We start from the raw sequence: 15697 nt of genomic DNA on the forward strand, positions 1-15697 counted from the left end.
CCGCCCAGCCCCGATCCCCCACCGCGCACACCATCCAGGATCCACCACGCCCGCCTTCACCGGCCGACCGAGTCGGAAGGACGGGCGGGCGAACGGACGGGAGGGGCGAAGGCCCGTCCGGGATCCAACGGCACCCACCCTCACCGGCGACCGTCCCAGGCGGACGGGCCGACGAATGAATGGGCGGAGCGAAGGCCCGTCCGGGATCCCCCCGCACCCACCCCTCACCGGCCGACCGAGTCAGGCAAGCGGGCGGGCGAATGGACGGGGGGCGGAGGTTCGTCCGGGATTCACCCGTACCTGTCCTTGCCGGATGGATGGCGGGAGGGACTGCAGCCCGTCCGGGGTTCACCCGTACCTGCCCTTGTCGGGTGGGTGGGTGGAGGGGCTGAGGTCCGCCCAGACCTCAGGCCCCTTGTGTACGCCGGTCGGGATCCACGCGCACCTGCCCTTGCCGGCCGACCGAGTCGGGCGGGTGGGCGACGGGGTCCCAGGGGTGCTACTGCTGCGGGTGGTGCGCCGGGATCGGCGGAAGCTCGCCGCTGGTCTCGTAGTCCGACAGCATGTCGATGCGGCGGATGTGACGCTCATCACCCGTGAACGGCGTGCCCAGGAAGACCTCGACGAACTTGGTCGCCTCCTCCTGACTGTGCATCCGCGCACCCACCGCGACCACGTTGGCGTTGTTGTGCTGACGGCCCAGCGAGGCCGTCTCCTCGCTCCAGGCCAGCGCCGCCCGCACCCCCTTCACCTTGTTCGCGGCGATCTGCTCCCCATTGCCGGACCCGCCGATCACGATGCCGAGGGCGTCGGGGTCCGCCGCCGTCTTCTCCGCGGCACGCAGACAGAAGGGCGGGTAGTCGTCCTGGGCGTCGTAGATGTGGGGCCCGCAGTCGACGGGCTCGTGCCCCGCCGCCTTGAGCCATTCGACGAGGTGGTTCTTGAGTTCGTAGCCCGCATGGTCGGAGCCGAGATACACGCGCATGGGACGAGTGTGACACGCCCGATTCAGGGCAGCAGCCCCGGGTCTCGGCGCGGAAAAATGTGAGCCAGACCATTGAAGCTCAAGGAAACCTCAAGTAACAATCCGGATTCGGAGGTTCCCGAATCCGTTCGCCTCCGATTCACTGGACCGGCTCGTACACCGCTCGTGCGAGGTCCCGTACTTCGCCCCACAACGGCACCCCCTCTCGTGCGGGAATCGCTCCACCGGCGCAAAGGAATTCCGTCCCATGACCCCTGGTTCCGGACTTCAAGCAGGCCTCAAGAACCGTCACCTCTCGATGATCGCCATCGGCGGCGTGATCGGTGCCGGGCTCTTTGTCGGCTCCAGCTCGGGCATCGCCACGGCGGGCCCCGGCATCCTGCTGTCCTATGCCCTCGTCGGCACCCTCGTCGTCCTCGTGATGCGCATGCTCGGCGAGATGTCCGCCGCCAACCCGACCTCCGGCTCCTTCTCCGCGCACGCCGACCGCGCCCTCGGCCGCTGGGCCGGGTTCTCCATCGGCTGGCTCTACTGGTTCTTCTGGGTCGTCGTGCTCGCCGTCGAGGCGACCGCCGGCGCCAAGATCCTGGAGGGCTGGATACCGGCCGTCCCGCAGTGGGGCTGGGCCCTCATCGTGATGGCCGTCCTGACCGCGACCAACCTGGTCTCGGTCGGCTCCTACGGCGAGTTCGAGTTCTGGTTCGCCGGCATCAAGGTCGTCGCGATCGGCGCGTTCATCGTCGTCGGCCTGCTCGCCATCTTCGGCGTCCTGCCCGGCGTCCACGCCGACAAGGCCACCTTCTCCAACCTGACCTCCCACGGCGGCTTCCTGCCGAACGGGCCCGGCGCGATCCTCACCGGTGTGCTGCTGGTCGTCTTCTCCTTCATGGGCAGCGAGATCGCGACCCTGGCGGCCGGCGAGTCCGAGGACCCGCAGCGCGCGGTCACCAAGTCGACCAACAGCATCATCTGGCGTATCGGCGTCTTCTACCTGGGCTCGATCCTGGTCGTCGTCTCCCTGCTGCCGTGGAACGACCCCTCGATCGCGAAGAACGGCTCGTACGTCGCCGCCCTGGACTCCCTCGGCATCGCGCACGCCGGCGAGATCATGAACTTCATCGTTCTCACCTCGGTGCTGTCCTGCCTCAACTCGGGTCTGTACACGGCCTCCCGCATGGCCTTCTCGCTGGGCCAGCGCGGTGACGCCCCCAAGGCGTTCGCCCGCACCACCTCCCGGGGCGTCCCGATGGCGGCCATCCTCGCGTCCGTCGTCTTCGGCTTCGTGGCCGTCTTCTTCAACTACGAGTACCCGAAGACGATCTTCCTCTTCCTCGTCAACTCCTCCGGTGCGGTCGCCCTGTTCGTGTGGCTGGCCATCTGCGTCTCGCAGCTGCGCATGCGGAAGATCATCCAGCGTGAGGCGCCGGAGAAGCTCGTCGTGAAGATGTGGCTGTACCCGTACCTGACCTGGGCGACGATCTTCCTGATCGTGTTCGTCCTCGGCTACATGCTGACCGACACCAAGGGCGAGAGCAGCGGCCGTACGACCGTGCTGCTGTCCCTGATGGTCGCGGCGATCGTGCTGGTGATCGCCGTCGTGAAGGAGAAGGTGACGGCGGGACGCGCGAGCGAGGCGCCCGCGGTCGAGGTGAACGACAAGGTCCCCACGGCCTGATCCGTCCTCCTGTTCCCTCTCTTCGACTCACAGCACGGTGAAGGTCTCCTTCACCGTGCTGTACGTCTTCAGGGCCTGCGGTTCGATGTCCGGCTGGTACCAGGTGTTGATCTGGTACGACTTCCCGTCCGCGTCGAAGCCGAGCAGGCGGGCGTGCCAGGGGATGCCCTTGAGGGTGAAGGTGTACTCCCAGACCACCGCGGGGTGCCCCTGGAAGGTGCTCTCCCCCAGCCGGATCTTGACGTAGTCCCGGCCCTCACGGGCGTTCTGCTCCGAGCGTCGCCAAGTGTCCATGAGATCGCCCCGGGCCAGCGAGGACTTGCCCACGAGTTCCTGGCGGCCGTCGGGCGAGGTGTAGTGCACCTCGGCGGCCGTCTTCACGTCCCGCCGCCACCCCTGCGGCGGCACCCATGCGAACCCGCCCGCCTCCGTCCGGGCACCCGCCGGCAGGGTCCGCGCCCGGGAGGTGCCCTCGACGGACGGAGAGGCACCCGCGGGAGAGGAGCTGGTGGGAGGCGATTCGGTGGGAGAGGAGCCGGTGGTCGCGGCGCCGGCGGAGGGGGCGGTGCTGGCAGAGGCGGCAGGGGCTGCCCCGGCGCGGTTGCCCTTCGCCCGGCTGCCCCCGCCCGGGAGGGCGAGCAGCACGGCGACCACGACGGCGACGGCGACGACTCCGAGCGCGGCCGTCAGCGCGGTGCGGCGGGAGCCGCCGGAGGCCACGGGAACCACCGTTCCGACCGAGGTGTCGCGGCGCCGCTCGGTCACCGCCCCGGCCCGCGCGACGGAGACATCGGCCGGACCTGCCGGACTGACCGGACTGACGGGACTGACGGGACTGACGGGAAGGGCCGGAGTGACCGGAACGGGCGGACTGACCGGAACGGGCGGACTGACCGGGACGGACGGACTGACCGGGACGGACGGATGTGACGTGGCGGTCGTGGGGCCGCCGGCCGTCGGAGCGAGAGCGGGCCCGTCGGGGCCTGCCGGACACGCCACCTGCCGCAAGGCCCTTTCCACCTCCGCGAGGGCGGGCCGGGACGCCGGGTCCTTCGTCAGCAGAGCGGTCAGGAGAGGGTGCAACGGGCCTGCCGCCGACGGGAGTCGGGGTTCCTCGTAGAGGACGGCGTGCAGGGTCGCCAGGGTGGAGTCGCGGGAGAACGGGGAGTGGCCCGCCAGGGCCGCGCAGAGCGTCGCGCCCAGGGACCACAGGTCGGACGGAGGGCCCTGCGGGCGGCCCGAGATGCGCTCGGGCGCCATGTAGTCGGGGGAGCCGACGAGCATGCCGACCATGGTGAGGGCCTTGGCGTCCTGGATCGCGGCGATACCGAAGTCCGTGAGCACCACCCGGCCCGCGCCGCCCCAGCCGCCCGCCCCGGCCCCGCCGCCCGCGCGGCCGGCCCCGCCCGGCCCGTCCTCGACCAGGACGTTGCCCGGTTTGATGTCCCGGTGCAGTACGCCCCCGGCGTGGACCTGGCCGAGGGCCGCCACCAGGCCCAGTCCGACGCGCGCGGTCTCCCGCGGACTCAGCGGTCCCTCCTCCGCCGTCATCCGCTCCAGTGAGCGCCCGGGCACCAGCTCCATGACGATCCAGAGGCGTTCGCCCTCGTCCACCACGTCGTAGACGCGCACGACGTTGGGGTGGTCGATCCGGGCGGTCGCCCGGCCCTCGCGGAGGGTGCGTTCCCGGCGGGTGCGGATGTCCTCCGCGTCCGATCCGTCGATGCGTATTTCCTTCACCGCGACCAGCCGGTCGAGTATTTCGTCGACCGCCCGCCACACCCGTCCCATTCCCCCCTGCCCGATGCTTTCGACCAGCCGATAGCGCGCGTTCACCAGCAGTCCCGGAATCCCGCCGGCTCCCGCCTCTCCCGCTTCCCCCACATTTCCCGGCAATGCGCCGCACCCCCCTCAACGACCGTCTCTGCTGAACCACGGCGTCACACTTCAGGCCGTACCAGCATAGTGCGGGGAAATCTTGTGGTACCTCTTCAAGTACTGCGAATTCAGGCGCAGTCCAGGGGGTTGCAAGGGGGGCGAACATGAGTTCTCGTCACAGGGTGGGCATCACTGGATCGCTGGTCACGGCATCTTTCTCGGCCGTGCTGATCCTTTCATGCCCGGCCGTCGCCGATGGCCAGGGGCCGGGCAGTGACAAGGGGGGAAAGGCGCTCGATCCGGCGCCGGCGGGTGTGCGGTTGCGCACCCTGCTGCCGGAGAAGATCTCGGTCGACAACAGTTCGAACAAAACGTCGCTCACCGCCACCGTGAAGAACGAGGGAACCAAGGAAAGCGGCGACATCAAGCTCTGGGTGACCGGATTCGACGCACTGCGGGTCACCGGCGTTCAGGGCTGCTCACCGATTGCCGAAAAGGACCTGCCGAAAGGATCGAACAGCGGTTTCAGTTGCCCGGTCGGTCCGCTTGCCGCCGGGCAGTCCAAGTCGTATGCGGTGCAGGCCACCTACGACCTGAGCAAGGCCGGGAAGATCTGTCTTCCCGTGAAGAGCAAGGACGGGAAGGAGACCTTCTGGCAACAGGGCCCGGTGCCCTTCGGCACGACCAACCCGTCCCCGAGCGCCCCGGCCACCCCGCTGCTGCTCGGCACCGACAACAAGCCGGTCGCGCCGGGCGGCGACGAGTTGCCGAAGACCGGTGTGGGGCGTGAGGTGCTGCCCCTGGGCGTCGCCGGCGCCGCACTGATCGCGGTCGGCACCGCCGGAGTGTGGTGGTCGCAGCGCAGGCGGCGGCAGGAGGCCTGAACGCAGGGGCCGGGAACAGGGTCGCAGGGGCCCGCCGTATAACCTGACGGGCACTGTCAGGTTATACGGGCACCCTGTGCGTCATGACCTTCGTGGACAACGTGGACAACAGCGCAGACCTGCTCCTCCTCCGCCCGGACGACGCGGGGTACGAGGACGAACTCTCCGGTTTCCAGCTCGGGTTCGCCCAGCGGCCCGCCGTGGTCGTGGCCGCCCGCTCCGCCGCCGAGGTGGCCGCCGCCGTGCGGTACGCGGCCGCGCGGAACCTGCCGGTCGGCGTCCAGGCGACCGGGCACGGGATGCCCGGATCCAGCGAGGGCGGAATGCTGGTGACGACCCGGCGGATGGACGGGATCACCGTCGACCCCGCGGCCCGTACCGTCCGGGTGCAGGCCGGAGTGCGCTGGGGGCAGGTGGTCGCGGCGGCGGAGCCGTACGGACTGGCGCCGTTGAACGGGTCCGCGCCGGGTGTGGGCGCGGTGTCGTACACCCTCGGCGGCGGACTCGGCATCATGGCCCGGGAGTTCGGGTACACGGCGGACCATGTGCACCGGCTGGAGGTCGTCACCGCCGACGGCGAACTGCGGCAGGTCACCCGGGAGTCCGATCCCGACCTGTACTGGGCGCTGCTCGGGGCCGGGCAGAACTTCGGCATCGTCACCGAGCTGGAGATCGCTCTCGTACCGGTCAGGACGCTGTACGGCGGCTCGCTCGCCTTCGACGGGGGCGTGGTGGACCCGGCGGCGGTGCTGCGCGCGTACGAGGCGTGGACGCGGACCGTGCCGGAGGACCTGACCTCGTCCTTCGCCGCCGTGTCGTACCCGGACCTGCCCGCGCTGCCGCCGCAGCTGCGCGGGCGGTACGTCGTCTCCGTCAGGGTCGCCCACACCGGTGCCGACGGCGGGGAACTCGTCGCCCCGCTCAGGGAGATCGGGCCGGTGCTCGCCGACTCGCTGCGCGAGATGCCGTACGCCGAGAGCCACACCATCCACAGCGACCCGGACTTCCCGCACGCCTACTACGGCGACAGCGCGGTGCTGCGGGAGCTGGACGTGGAGCGGGCCGGGGAGCTGCTGCGGCTGACCGGGCCCGAGGCGCCCGCGATGTGTGTCGTCCAGGTCAACCACCTGGGCGGGGCGCTCGGCCGGCCCGCGCCGAACGCGGTGCCCCATCGGGAAGGGCGGTTCCTGGTGCGGCTGCTGACCGTCTGCGAGCGGGAGCAGGCGCGAGCGGTGCTCGACCCGGCGTTCGCACTGCTGGCGGACGACACCCTCGGCCGGGCGCTGAACTTCGCCTTCGGGGCCGCGGACCGGAGCGAGGGGCTGTACGACCCGCAGACGCGAAAGAGGCTCGCCGGGCTGAAGGAGCAGTACGACCCGGCGAACCTCTTCTGCAGGAACTACGGCGTCAGCGCTTGCTGACGAACTTCCAGGCGGTGGGCAGCACGCCCATCGCCAGGGCGGCCTTCAGGGCGTCGCCGACGAGGAACGGGGTGAGGCCGTTCGCGATCGCCTGGGACGCGGACATGTGGGCGGCCAGGGCCAGGTAGGGGACGCCCACGGCGTAGATGATGGCCTCGCCGACGAGCATCGTGCCCGCCATGCGCAGCGGGGAGCGGTCGGCGCCGCGGCGGGCCAGCGCGCCCACGGCCGCGGAGGCGAGCAGCATGCCGAGGACGTAGCCGAAGGAGACGGCGCCCGCGCCGGAGGTGCCGCCCGCGAACCACGGCAGGCCGGCCACACCGGCGAGCGCGTACAGGGCGAGCGAGAGGAAGCCGCGGCGGGCGCCGAGTGCGGTGCCGACGAGCAGCGCGGCGAAGGTCTGGCCGGTCACCGGAACGGGTGTGCCGGGCACCGGGACCGACAGCTGGGCCGCGAGACCGGTGAGCACGGCACCGCCGAGCACGAGGGCGGCGTCGCGCACGCGGGACGCGGGAAGCAGGTCGGCGAGGACTACGCCGGGGCGAGCGGCGACGGTGGCGGTGCTCATGGGGACTCCGCGAATGGTGTGGGCACGGGGGAACACCTCGACGCTATACCGGCGCCCGTGCGGTGATCACCGTCAGCGCTCGACAAAGGCGGGAACAGGCTCTTGGTGGGCTCCGCACAAAGGATGCGGGTTACACCCGGTACGGCGTGATGCCGGTCACTGAGGTGGGGTGGTCCGTCGTACGGGGGGGGCGGGTGGGCTCGTCTGTAGGGTTCCGCCAAACGTCCGCCAAACGCCCGTCGCCCGCCCGCCGGACGCCGGCAGGCCGCCCGCCGGCCGTCTCGCCCGCCGGTCGCCGTCTGGGCGGCGCGGGGACGTTTTGCTAGCTTCGGGCGCATGGTTGCCCAGGCCCGGTACTTCACGTCGCGTCGCTATGTCGACCTGCGACGCCAGGGCACGGCCACCTGTCGCCGACCCGGGTAGGGGCGGCCTTCGGGGTACCTCTCCCTTCCGAGACGTGTCGGCCCCGTTCCCGAGGACGGTTCTCCATGCCCCGTACCGCGGCATCCACGCTTGTCTCCCCCGTTCCCCGTGCCGCCGACAGCGACCGGCGGCGTACCAGCGCCAGCGTCGTGCTGCGGTCCGTGCTGGAGCACGGGCCGGTGGCGCGCAGCACCATCGCCCGGCTGACCGGGCTGTCGCCCGCGTCGGTGACCGAGCACTGTGCCCGGCTGGCCGGACTCGGGCTGATCCGCGAGGAATCGGCGCCCCGCCGTTCGAACGGGGCCGGCCGGCCGCACGTCCCGGTGGACCTCGACGGCGAGCGGTTCCTGGTCGGCGGGGTGCACGTGGCCGTGCCGTACACCACGGTCGCACTGCTCGATCTGCGCGGCCGGGTGGTGGCCGAGCGGCGGCTGGAGCACGAGGGGACCGATCCGGGCCGGGTGCTCGCCCGGGCGGCCGAGGGCTTCGCGGCGCTGCTCGCGCAGCATCCGGGCCGGCGGCCGCTGGGGGTCGGGGTCGCCGTCGGCGGCTGGGTGGACCGGGAGACGGGCACCGTGGTCGAGCACGAGCTGCTGGGCTGGCGCGAGGTGCCGGTGCGGGAGCTGCTGCGCGCCCGGACCGGGCTGCCGGTCCATGTGGACGGGCACGCACGGGCGTTGGTGGCCGGCGAGCGGCTGTTCGGGCGGGCCCGGGGAAGCCGCAGCGTGCTGCACCTGTTCGTCGGCAACGTGGTCGACGCGGCCTTCGCCACCAACGACGAGGTGCATCACGGACCCCGTTCGCAGGCCGGCGCGATCGCCCATCTTCCGGTGCCGGGCGGCACCGAGCCGTGCGCCTGCGGCCGTACGGGCTGCCTGCAGGCCGAGCTGAGCGAGCGGACGCTGTGCCGGCGGGCCCGGGCGGCCGGGGTGACCGACTCGGCCGATCCGATGCACGTGGTGGCCGCGGCGGGGGCGGGGGACGCGGCGGCCCGGGAGTTGCTGGTGGAGCGGGCCCGGACGACCGGGCGGGCGGCCGCGCTGCTGCTCGATGTCCTCAACCCCGAGACGGTGGTCGTCACCGAGGTCGGTGTCATCCACTTCGAGGACTGCCTGGCCGCGCTGTGCGAAGCGGCCGGAAAACGCCGGTCCACCGCCGTGCTGCCGACGAGCTTCCCGGATTCCGTGCTGGCGGTGGCGGGCGGATCGGTGGTGCTTGACGCGCTGTTCCGGGACCCTTTGAGTGTGCCGTCCGATGTTCTTTAATTCAGAAACTCCGAATATTGACAGGGGTTACTCATGGCCGGGAACATGCTGGTCATGAGCCCTCTCACGAGCTGTCGCACCTTCTGTTGCTGACACATTGCCGCGCATGAAGCGCGTGTTTCTTCTGCGTGAGTTCTCTTGCTCCGGCTCGTCTTCCCGGAATTCTTCCTGTCTTTCCCATCTTTTTCTCCCGGGAGTTCTCCCATGCACCGTCGTGTCTTTCTCACCTCCTTGCTGGGCGCGTCCGCCGCCGTGGCGGGCCTCAGCGGCTGCGCGGGCGGCAGCGCCGCTGCCGACACCGAGGGCGTCTCCACCAAGCCGCTCGCCGGCAAGGTCCCGGCCGGCACCAGCCTGAAGATCGCCTCGTACCAGAACGTTCAGCAGCTCCAGTTCGAACTGGCGAAGCTGCCCGCGCTCCCGTTCACGGTGTCGAGCTGGCTGAACATCGGGGCCGGCCCGGACGTCATCAACGCGTTCCGCGCGAAGTCCCTGGACCTCGCCAACAACGCGGGCATCCCGCCGATCCAGGCGCACTACCAGGGCTTCGCCGCGAAGATCGTGGCGATCGACGTCACCCGCAAGCCCAATTACCTGTTCGCCACCAAACCCGGCAGCGGCATCCGTACGGTCGAGGACTTCAAGGGCAGGAAGCTCGCCTTCTCGCAGGGCCAGGCCCAGGGCGTCGTCCTGCTGCGGGCGCTGAAGCAGGCGGGGCTGAAGTACGACGACGTGACGCTGGTCCCGCTGACCAGCAACCAGTTCCTGACCGCCCTGCAGTCCGGGCAGGTGGACATCGCGCCGCTCGCCAACAGCCAGGCACCCGCCTACCTCAAGCAGTACGCGGGCAAGGGCGCCCGGACGATCACCACCGGCGTCGTCGACCTGCTCAACCTGCTGTGGGCGCCGCAGTCCGTGCTCAACGATCCCGCGAAGGCCGCCGCGATCGCCGCCTACGTCCCGCAGTGGGCCAGGGGGCAGGTGTGGCAGTACGAGCACCCGGACGTGTGGAACGAGGAGTTCTACGTCAAGACGCAGAACCTGACCCTCGACCAGGCCCGGAGCATCAGCAGGCTTGCCAACAAGCCCCTCTTCCCGCCCAGCTGGGACGAGGCGATCAAGTGGGAGCAGGAGACCGCCGATCTGCTCGCCGAGGGCGGCTTCGTGAAGAAGTTCGACGTCTCCTCCCTCTTCGACCACCGCTTCGAGCCCCTCGCCGCGAAGGCAGTACCGGCGGAGTACCGGAGGTGAGCGCCGTGACCACGACGACGACCGCCGTGGCGCCGGCGGCCGCCACGGAGCTTCCCCCGGTGCGCCGGCGACGCCGCCTCTCCCCCGGCCGCCGCCTGCCGGCCACCCGGCTGGCCGGACCGCTGCTGCTCCTCGCCCTGTGGGCCGCCGCCTCGGCCGCCGGACGGCTCGACACAGGGGCGATTCCGGCGCCCTGGACCGTGGTGCGCACCGGCGTCCACCTGTGGACCTCCGGCACACTGCCCACCGACATCCTCACCTCGCTGGAGCGGGCCGGGTACGGCTTCGCGATCGGGCTGGCCGCCGGGGTCGTCCTCGCGCTCGTCTCCGGGCTCAGCCGGACCGGGGAGGCGCTGATCGACGGGACCGTGCAGCTGAACCGGGCGATCCCGACCCTCGGTCTGATCCCGCTGTTCATCCTCTGGCTGGGCATCGGGGAGACCTTCAAGATCGCCATCATCGCGATCGTCGTCTACATCCCGCTCTATCTGAACATGCACGCCGCGCTGTCCGGCATCGACAGCCGGTACGTCGAACTCGCCGAGGTGCAGGGCCTGTCCAGGCTCGCGTTCATCCGGCAGATCGTGATCCCCGGGGCGCTGCCCGGATTCTTCGTGGGACTCCGGCTCGCCGTCACCGGCTCCTGGCTGGGCCTGGTGGTCCTGGAGCAGATCAACGCCACCAGCGGCCTCGGCTACCTGATGTTCCAGGCGCAGAACTACGGCCAGAGCGACGTCATCCTGGTCGGCCTGCTGATCTACGGCATCTTCGGCCTGGCCTCCGACAGCGTGGTCCGTCTGATCGAACGGAGGGTGCTGTCGTGGCGCCGCACACTGAGCAGCTGACCCGGTCGGCCGTGCAACTGCGTGCCCTGACCCGGTCGTTCGCGGGCCGTACGGTCCTCGACGGCGTCGACCTCGACCTGCCGGCCGGGCAGTTCACGGCCCTGCTCGGGCACAGCGGCTCCGGCAAGTCGACCCTGCTGCGGGCGGTCGCCGGGCTCGACCACGGGGTGGCCGGCAGCGGGCACCTGACCGCGCCCGAGCGGGTGTCGGTGGTCTTCCAGGACTCCCGGCTGCTGCCCTGGCGACGGGTGCTGGACAACGTCCTGCTGGGTCTCGCCGGCAAGGACGCCGAGGAGCGCGGCCGGGCCGCGCTGGCGGAGGTCGGCCTGGAGGGCCGCGAGCGGGCCTGGCCGGGCGAGCTGTCCGGCGGCGAGGCACAGCGCGCCGCGCTCGCCCGCTCCCTGGTCCGTGAGCCCGAACTCCTGCTGGCCGACGAGCCGTTCGGGGCACTGGACGCGCTCACCCGGATCCGGATGCACACCCTGCTGCGCGAGCTGTGGGAGCGCCACCGGCCCTCCGTGCTGCTCGTCACCCACGACGTGGACGAGGCGATCGTGCTTGCCGACCGGGTCCTCGTCCTGGACCGGGGCCGTATCGGCCTCGACCTGACCATCGACCGGCCCCACCCGCGCTCCTACCGCGAGCCGCTGCTGGGCGAGTACCGCGAGCGGCTGCTGGCAGCCCTCGGTGTCACGGAGGACCACGCATGACCCGCCGGCTCCACCTGAACACGTTCCTGATGAACACCGGCCACCACGAGGCCTCGTGGCGGCTGCCGGAGAGCGACCCGTACGCGCACGTCGATCTCGCCCACTACGTCGGCCTGGCGCGGACCGCCGAGCGCGGCACCTTCGACTCGCTCTTCCTCGCCGACGGCCCCCAGCTGTGGAGCAACCTCGCGCAGCGGCCGGGCGGCTCCCTGGAACCGCTCACCCTGCTGACCGCGCTGGCGACGGCCACCGAGCACATCGGCCTGATCGCCACCGCCTCCACCTCCTACAACTCCCCCTACAACCTGGCCCGCAGGTTCGCCTCGCTGGACATCGTCAGCGGCGGCCGGGCGGGCTGGAACATCGTGACCACCGCCGGTGCCGAGGCCGCCCGCAACTTCGGCCTGGACGCCGAACCCGCGCACGCCGAGCGGTACGCCCGCGCCGCCGAGTTCCTCGACGTGGCCCTGAAGCTGTGGGACAGCTGGGAGGACGACGCGATCGTCGCCGACAAGGCGGCCGGGGTCTGGGGCGACGACACCAAGATCCATCCGCCCCGGCACCGCGGGCCGTACTTCCGTGTCGAGGGTGCGCTCAACGTGCCCCGCTCCCCACAGGGCTATCCCCTCCTCGTGCAGGCGGGCTCCTCGGACGACGGCAGGGCGTTCGCGGCCCGGTACGCGGAGGCGGTGTTCACCGCACAGCAGACCCTCGCCGGTGCGCAGGCCTTCTACGCCGACCTCAAGTCCCGTACCCGGCAGGCCGGACGCGACCCCGAGCACCTCAAGGTGCTGCCCGGGATCGTCCCCGTGCTCGGCTCGACCGAGGCCGAGGCACGGGCCGCCGAGCAGGTGCTGGAGGACCACATCGTGCCCGAGCACGGCAGGGCCCGGCTGGAGAGCCTGCTGCACCTGCCGCCCGGCACCCTCGACCTGGACCGGCGGCTCCCCGACGACCTGCCGCCGGAGTCCGCCATCGAGGGCGCCAAGAGCCGCTACACGCTCGTCGTGGAGCTGGCCCGGCGCGAGCGGCTGACCGTGCGGCGGCTGATCGGACGGCTCGGCGGCGGACGCGGGCACCTCACCTTCGCCGGGACGCCCGAGCAGGTCGCCGACCGGATCGGGAGCTGGTTCACCGAGGGCGCCGCCGACGGCTTCAACATCATGCCGGCCGTGCTGCCCTCCGGCCTCGCGGCCTTCGTCGAGCACGTCGTACCGCTCCTGCGCACCCGCGGCCTGGTCCGCACCACGTACGGCCCCCGCCAGACCCTCCGGGAGCGCTACGGCCTGCCCCGCCCCGCCAACCAGTACCTCGGCTCCACCCCCGCCCTCGTCTGAAAGGAACCCTCATGTCCCTCGAGATCACCAAGGTCACCGCACGCATCGGCGCCCGGGTCTCCGGCGTCGACATCACCCGGCCGCTCGCCCCGGAGGAGGTCGCCGCCATCCGCGAGGCCCTCAACGTCCACAAGGCGCTGGTCTTCGAGGCCCATGACCTCGACGACGCGGGCCAGCAGGCCTTCGCCCGCCACTTCGGCGACCTGACCACCGCCCATCCGACGGTCGGCGCCGTCGAGGGCGCCCCGAACGTGCTGCCCGTGGACAGCGAGCGCGGCCGCGCCAACCACTGGCACACCGACGTCACCTTCGTCCTCAACCCGCCGCAGGCCAGCACCCTGCGCTCGATCACGATCCCGCCGTACGGCGGCGAGACCCTGATCGCCAACGCGGCGGCCGCCTACCGCGACCTGCCCGAGCCGCTGCGCCGCCTCGCCGACACCCTGTGGGCGGAGCACACCAACGACTACGACTACGCGGTGCCGGACGAGGAGATCGACGAGGAGCAGGCCGCCCAGCGCACGCAGTTCACCTCCATCAAGTACCGCACCGCCCACCCGGTGGTCCGGGTGCACCCGCTGACCGGTGAGCGCGGGCTGTTCATCGGCGGGTTCGCGCAGCGGATCGTCGGCCTGTCGGCGGGCGAGTCCCGCAGGATCCTCGACCTGCTCCAGGCCTATGTCACCCGCCCGGAGAACATCCTGCGCTGGCGCTGGTCGGAGCGGCAGCTGGTCCTCTTCGACAACCGCATCACGCAGCACTACGCGATCGACAACTACGACGGACAGCCGCGCCGTCTGCACCGGGTGACCGTCGCCGGTGACGTCCCGGCCGGCATCGAGGGCAAGGAGAGCTACGTGATCGAGGGCGACGCCTCGCACTACACGCCCGTGGCGGCGTGACCGCGGCTTCACCCTGCGTACAGTAGGTGTCCGGATACTGGGCGGCTCCTTCGCGTGAGCGGACGGGCCGCCCAGACTGTGGGCGATTTTGCCCGCCTATTGCACTGGACGAGTCGCGCCCATGCCCTGCACCACAGTCGAGACGCCTCCCCAGCAGGACAGCGCCTCCCTCTCCCACGGTCTCAAGCAGCGCCACCTGTCGATGATCGCCCTCGGCGGTGTGATCGGCGCGGGCCTGTTCGTCGGCTCCGGCGCGGGAATCGCCGCGGCCGGTCCGTCCATCGTCATCGCCTACGCCGTTTCCGGCCTCCTGGTGATGCTGGTGATGCGGATGCTCGGCGAGATGTCGGCCGCCTACCCCTCCTCGGGCTCCTTCTCCGCGCACGCCGAGCGGGCGATGGGCCCCTGGGCGGGCTTCACGGCGGGCTGGTCCTTCTGGGTCCTGCTGTGCACGGCCGTCGGCCTGGAGGGCATGGGCGCGGCGAACATCGTGCAGGGCTGGCTGCCGGGCACCCCGCAGTGGATGTGGGTCGCGCTGTTCATGGTGGTCTTCTGCGGCGCGAACCTCGCCGCCGTGAAGAACTTCGGCGAGTTCGAGTTCTGGTTCGCCGCGCTGAAGGTCGGCGCGATCTCGCTGTTCCTGATCCTGGGCGGGCTGGCCATCGCCGGCGTCCTGCCCGGCACCGACTCCCCGGGCGCCTCGAACCTCACCGGCCAGGGGGGCTTCCTCCCGAACGGCAGCGAGGGACTGGTCATCGGCCTGCTGGCCTCGGTGTTCGCCTACGGCGGCCTGGAGACGGTCACCATCGCGGCGGCGGAGTCGGAGAACCCGGTCAAGGGTGTGGCGACCGCGGTGCGCACCGCGATGTGGCGGATCGCCCTGTTCTACATCGGCTCGATGGCGGTCATCGTGACGCTGGTCCCGTGGGACGACAAGGCGGTGGTGACGGACGGCCCGTACGTCGCCGCCCTGAAGCATGTCGGCATTCCGGGTGCCGACCAGCTGATGAACGTGGTCATCCTGGTCGCCCTGCTGTCCGCGATGAACGCCAACATCTACGGCTCCTCGCGCATCGCCTACTCGCTGATGGAGCGCGGCCAGGGTCCGAAGGTGCTGGCGAAGGTCTCCGGCGGTGTCCCGCGCGTCGCCGTCCTCACCTCCTGTGTGCTGGGCTTCGTCTGCGTGATGCTCAGCTACTGGCGGCCCGACGACATCTTCAAGTGGCTGCTGAACATGATCGGCGCGGTGATCCTGGTCGTCTGGATCTTCATTGCGGTCTCCCAGCTGCTGCTGCGCCGCCGCATCGAGCGGGAGGCGCCCGGGAAGCTGGTCGTGCGGATGTGGGCGTTCCCGTTCCTCACCTGGGTCGCGCTGGCCGGCATGACGGCGATCTTCGTCCTCATGGCCCGGGAGCCGGACACCCGGATCCAGCTCTACTCGACCGGCGGGATGACCCTGTTCCTGGCGGCCGTTGGTTACGCCTGGCAGCGGGTCCGCGCCAGGTCCTGACCTCGCCCTCGGCGTCGAGCCCCCCTCGAAAGACCCCCGCGGTGAA

The 15697-nt window shown here is 71.1% G+C and carries 13 protein-coding genes; 10 read left to right on the forward strand and 3 right to left on the reverse strand.

What is annotated here, in order from left to right; all coding sequences use genetic code 11:
- Positions 1-499: 499 nt before the first annotated feature.
- Complete coding sequence (locus AB0H32_RS04635; protein WP_361114134.1) at positions 500-985, reverse strand: ribose-5-phosphate isomerase; 486 nt, start codon at positions 983-985, stop codon at positions 500-502.
- A gap of 247 nt (positions 986-1232) precedes the next feature.
- On the opposite strand from AB0H32_RS04635, the gene AB0H32_RS04640 reads away from it, so the two are divergent.
- Positions 1233-2660, forward strand: coding sequence for an amino acid permease (locus AB0H32_RS04640; RefSeq protein ID WP_361114137.1), 1428 nt, complete (start codon positions 1233-1235; stop codon positions 2658-2660).
- A 27-nt stretch (positions 2661-2687) separates the two neighbouring features.
- On the opposite strand, the gene AB0H32_RS04645 is transcribed toward AB0H32_RS04640, so the two are convergent.
- Positions 2688-4496, reverse strand: a complete 1809-nt coding sequence (locus tag AB0H32_RS04645; RefSeq protein WP_361114140.1) for a serine/threonine-protein kinase — start codon at positions 4494-4496, stop codon at positions 2688-2690.
- A gap of 206 nt (positions 4497-4702) precedes the next feature.
- Between AB0H32_RS04645 and AB0H32_RS04650 the strand changes: the two genes are divergently transcribed.
- Positions 4703-5422, forward strand: a complete 720-nt coding sequence (locus tag AB0H32_RS04650) for an LPXTG cell wall anchor domain-containing protein (RefSeq protein WP_361114143.1) — start codon at positions 4703-4705, stop codon at positions 5420-5422.
- Between the two features lie 83 nt (positions 5423-5505).
- A complete protein-coding gene (locus AB0H32_RS04655) occupies positions 5506-6843 on the forward strand; it encodes an FAD-binding oxidoreductase (RefSeq protein ID WP_361114146.1) in 1338 nt (445 codons plus the stop codon).
- On the opposite strand, the gene AB0H32_RS04660 is transcribed toward AB0H32_RS04655, so the two are convergent.
- Entirely contained in the window at positions 6830-7411 is a 582-nt protein-coding gene (locus tag AB0H32_RS04660; RefSeq protein ID WP_361114149.1) for a biotin transporter BioY, read from the reverse strand. The two genes, AB0H32_RS04655 and AB0H32_RS04660, sit on opposite strands and share 14 nt — an antisense overlap.
- Before the next feature lie 488 nt (positions 7412-7899).
- Between AB0H32_RS04660 and AB0H32_RS04665 the strand changes: the two genes are divergently transcribed.
- From AB0H32_RS04665 to AB0H32_RS04695, 7 genes are all read left to right on the forward strand, one after another.
- Positions 7900-9099 (forward strand): ROK family transcriptional regulator, encoded by a 1200-nt coding sequence (locus tag AB0H32_RS04665; protein WP_361114152.1) that lies wholly within the window; start codon positions 7900-7902, stop codon positions 9097-9099.
- Positions 9100-9303: 204 nt separating this feature from the next.
- Positions 9304-10347 (forward strand): ABC transporter substrate-binding protein, encoded by a 1044-nt coding sequence (locus AB0H32_RS04670; RefSeq protein WP_361114155.1) that lies wholly within the window; start codon positions 9304-9306, stop codon positions 10345-10347.
- A gap of 5 nt (positions 10348-10352) precedes the next feature.
- Positions 10353-11192 carry an ABC transporter permease gene (locus AB0H32_RS04675; protein ID WP_361114158.1) on the forward strand — a complete coding sequence of 280 codons (840 nt, stop codon included), beginning with the start codon at positions 10353-10355 and terminating at the stop codon, positions 11190-11192.
- Positions 11168-11902: an ABC transporter ATP-binding protein gene (locus AB0H32_RS04680; RefSeq protein ID WP_361114161.1), complete on the forward strand. Its 735-nt coding sequence runs from the start codon at positions 11168-11170 to the stop codon at positions 11900-11902. Before AB0H32_RS04675 ends, AB0H32_RS04680 begins: the two co-directional genes overlap by 25 nt.
- Complete coding sequence (locus AB0H32_RS04685; protein WP_361114164.1) at positions 11899-13239, forward strand: LLM class flavin-dependent oxidoreductase; 1341 nt, start codon at positions 11899-11901, stop codon at positions 13237-13239. Before AB0H32_RS04680 ends, AB0H32_RS04685 begins: the two co-directional genes overlap by 4 nt.
- Before the next feature lie 11 nt (positions 13240-13250).
- Positions 13251-14141, forward strand: a complete 891-nt coding sequence (locus AB0H32_RS04690; RefSeq protein ID WP_361114167.1) for a TauD/TfdA family dioxygenase — start codon at positions 13251-13253, stop codon at positions 14139-14141.
- 121 nt (positions 14142-14262) lie between these two features.
- Positions 14263-15651: an amino acid permease gene (locus tag AB0H32_RS04695; protein ID WP_361114170.1), complete on the forward strand. Its 1389-nt coding sequence runs from the start codon at positions 14263-14265 to the stop codon at positions 15649-15651.
- Positions 15652-15697 lie beyond the last annotated feature (46 nt).

The sequence above is a fragment of the Streptomyces sp. NPDC020362 genome, from assembly GCF_040642095.1.
Taxonomy (GTDB): domain Bacteria; phylum Actinomycetota; class Actinomycetes; order Streptomycetales; family Streptomycetaceae; genus Streptomyces.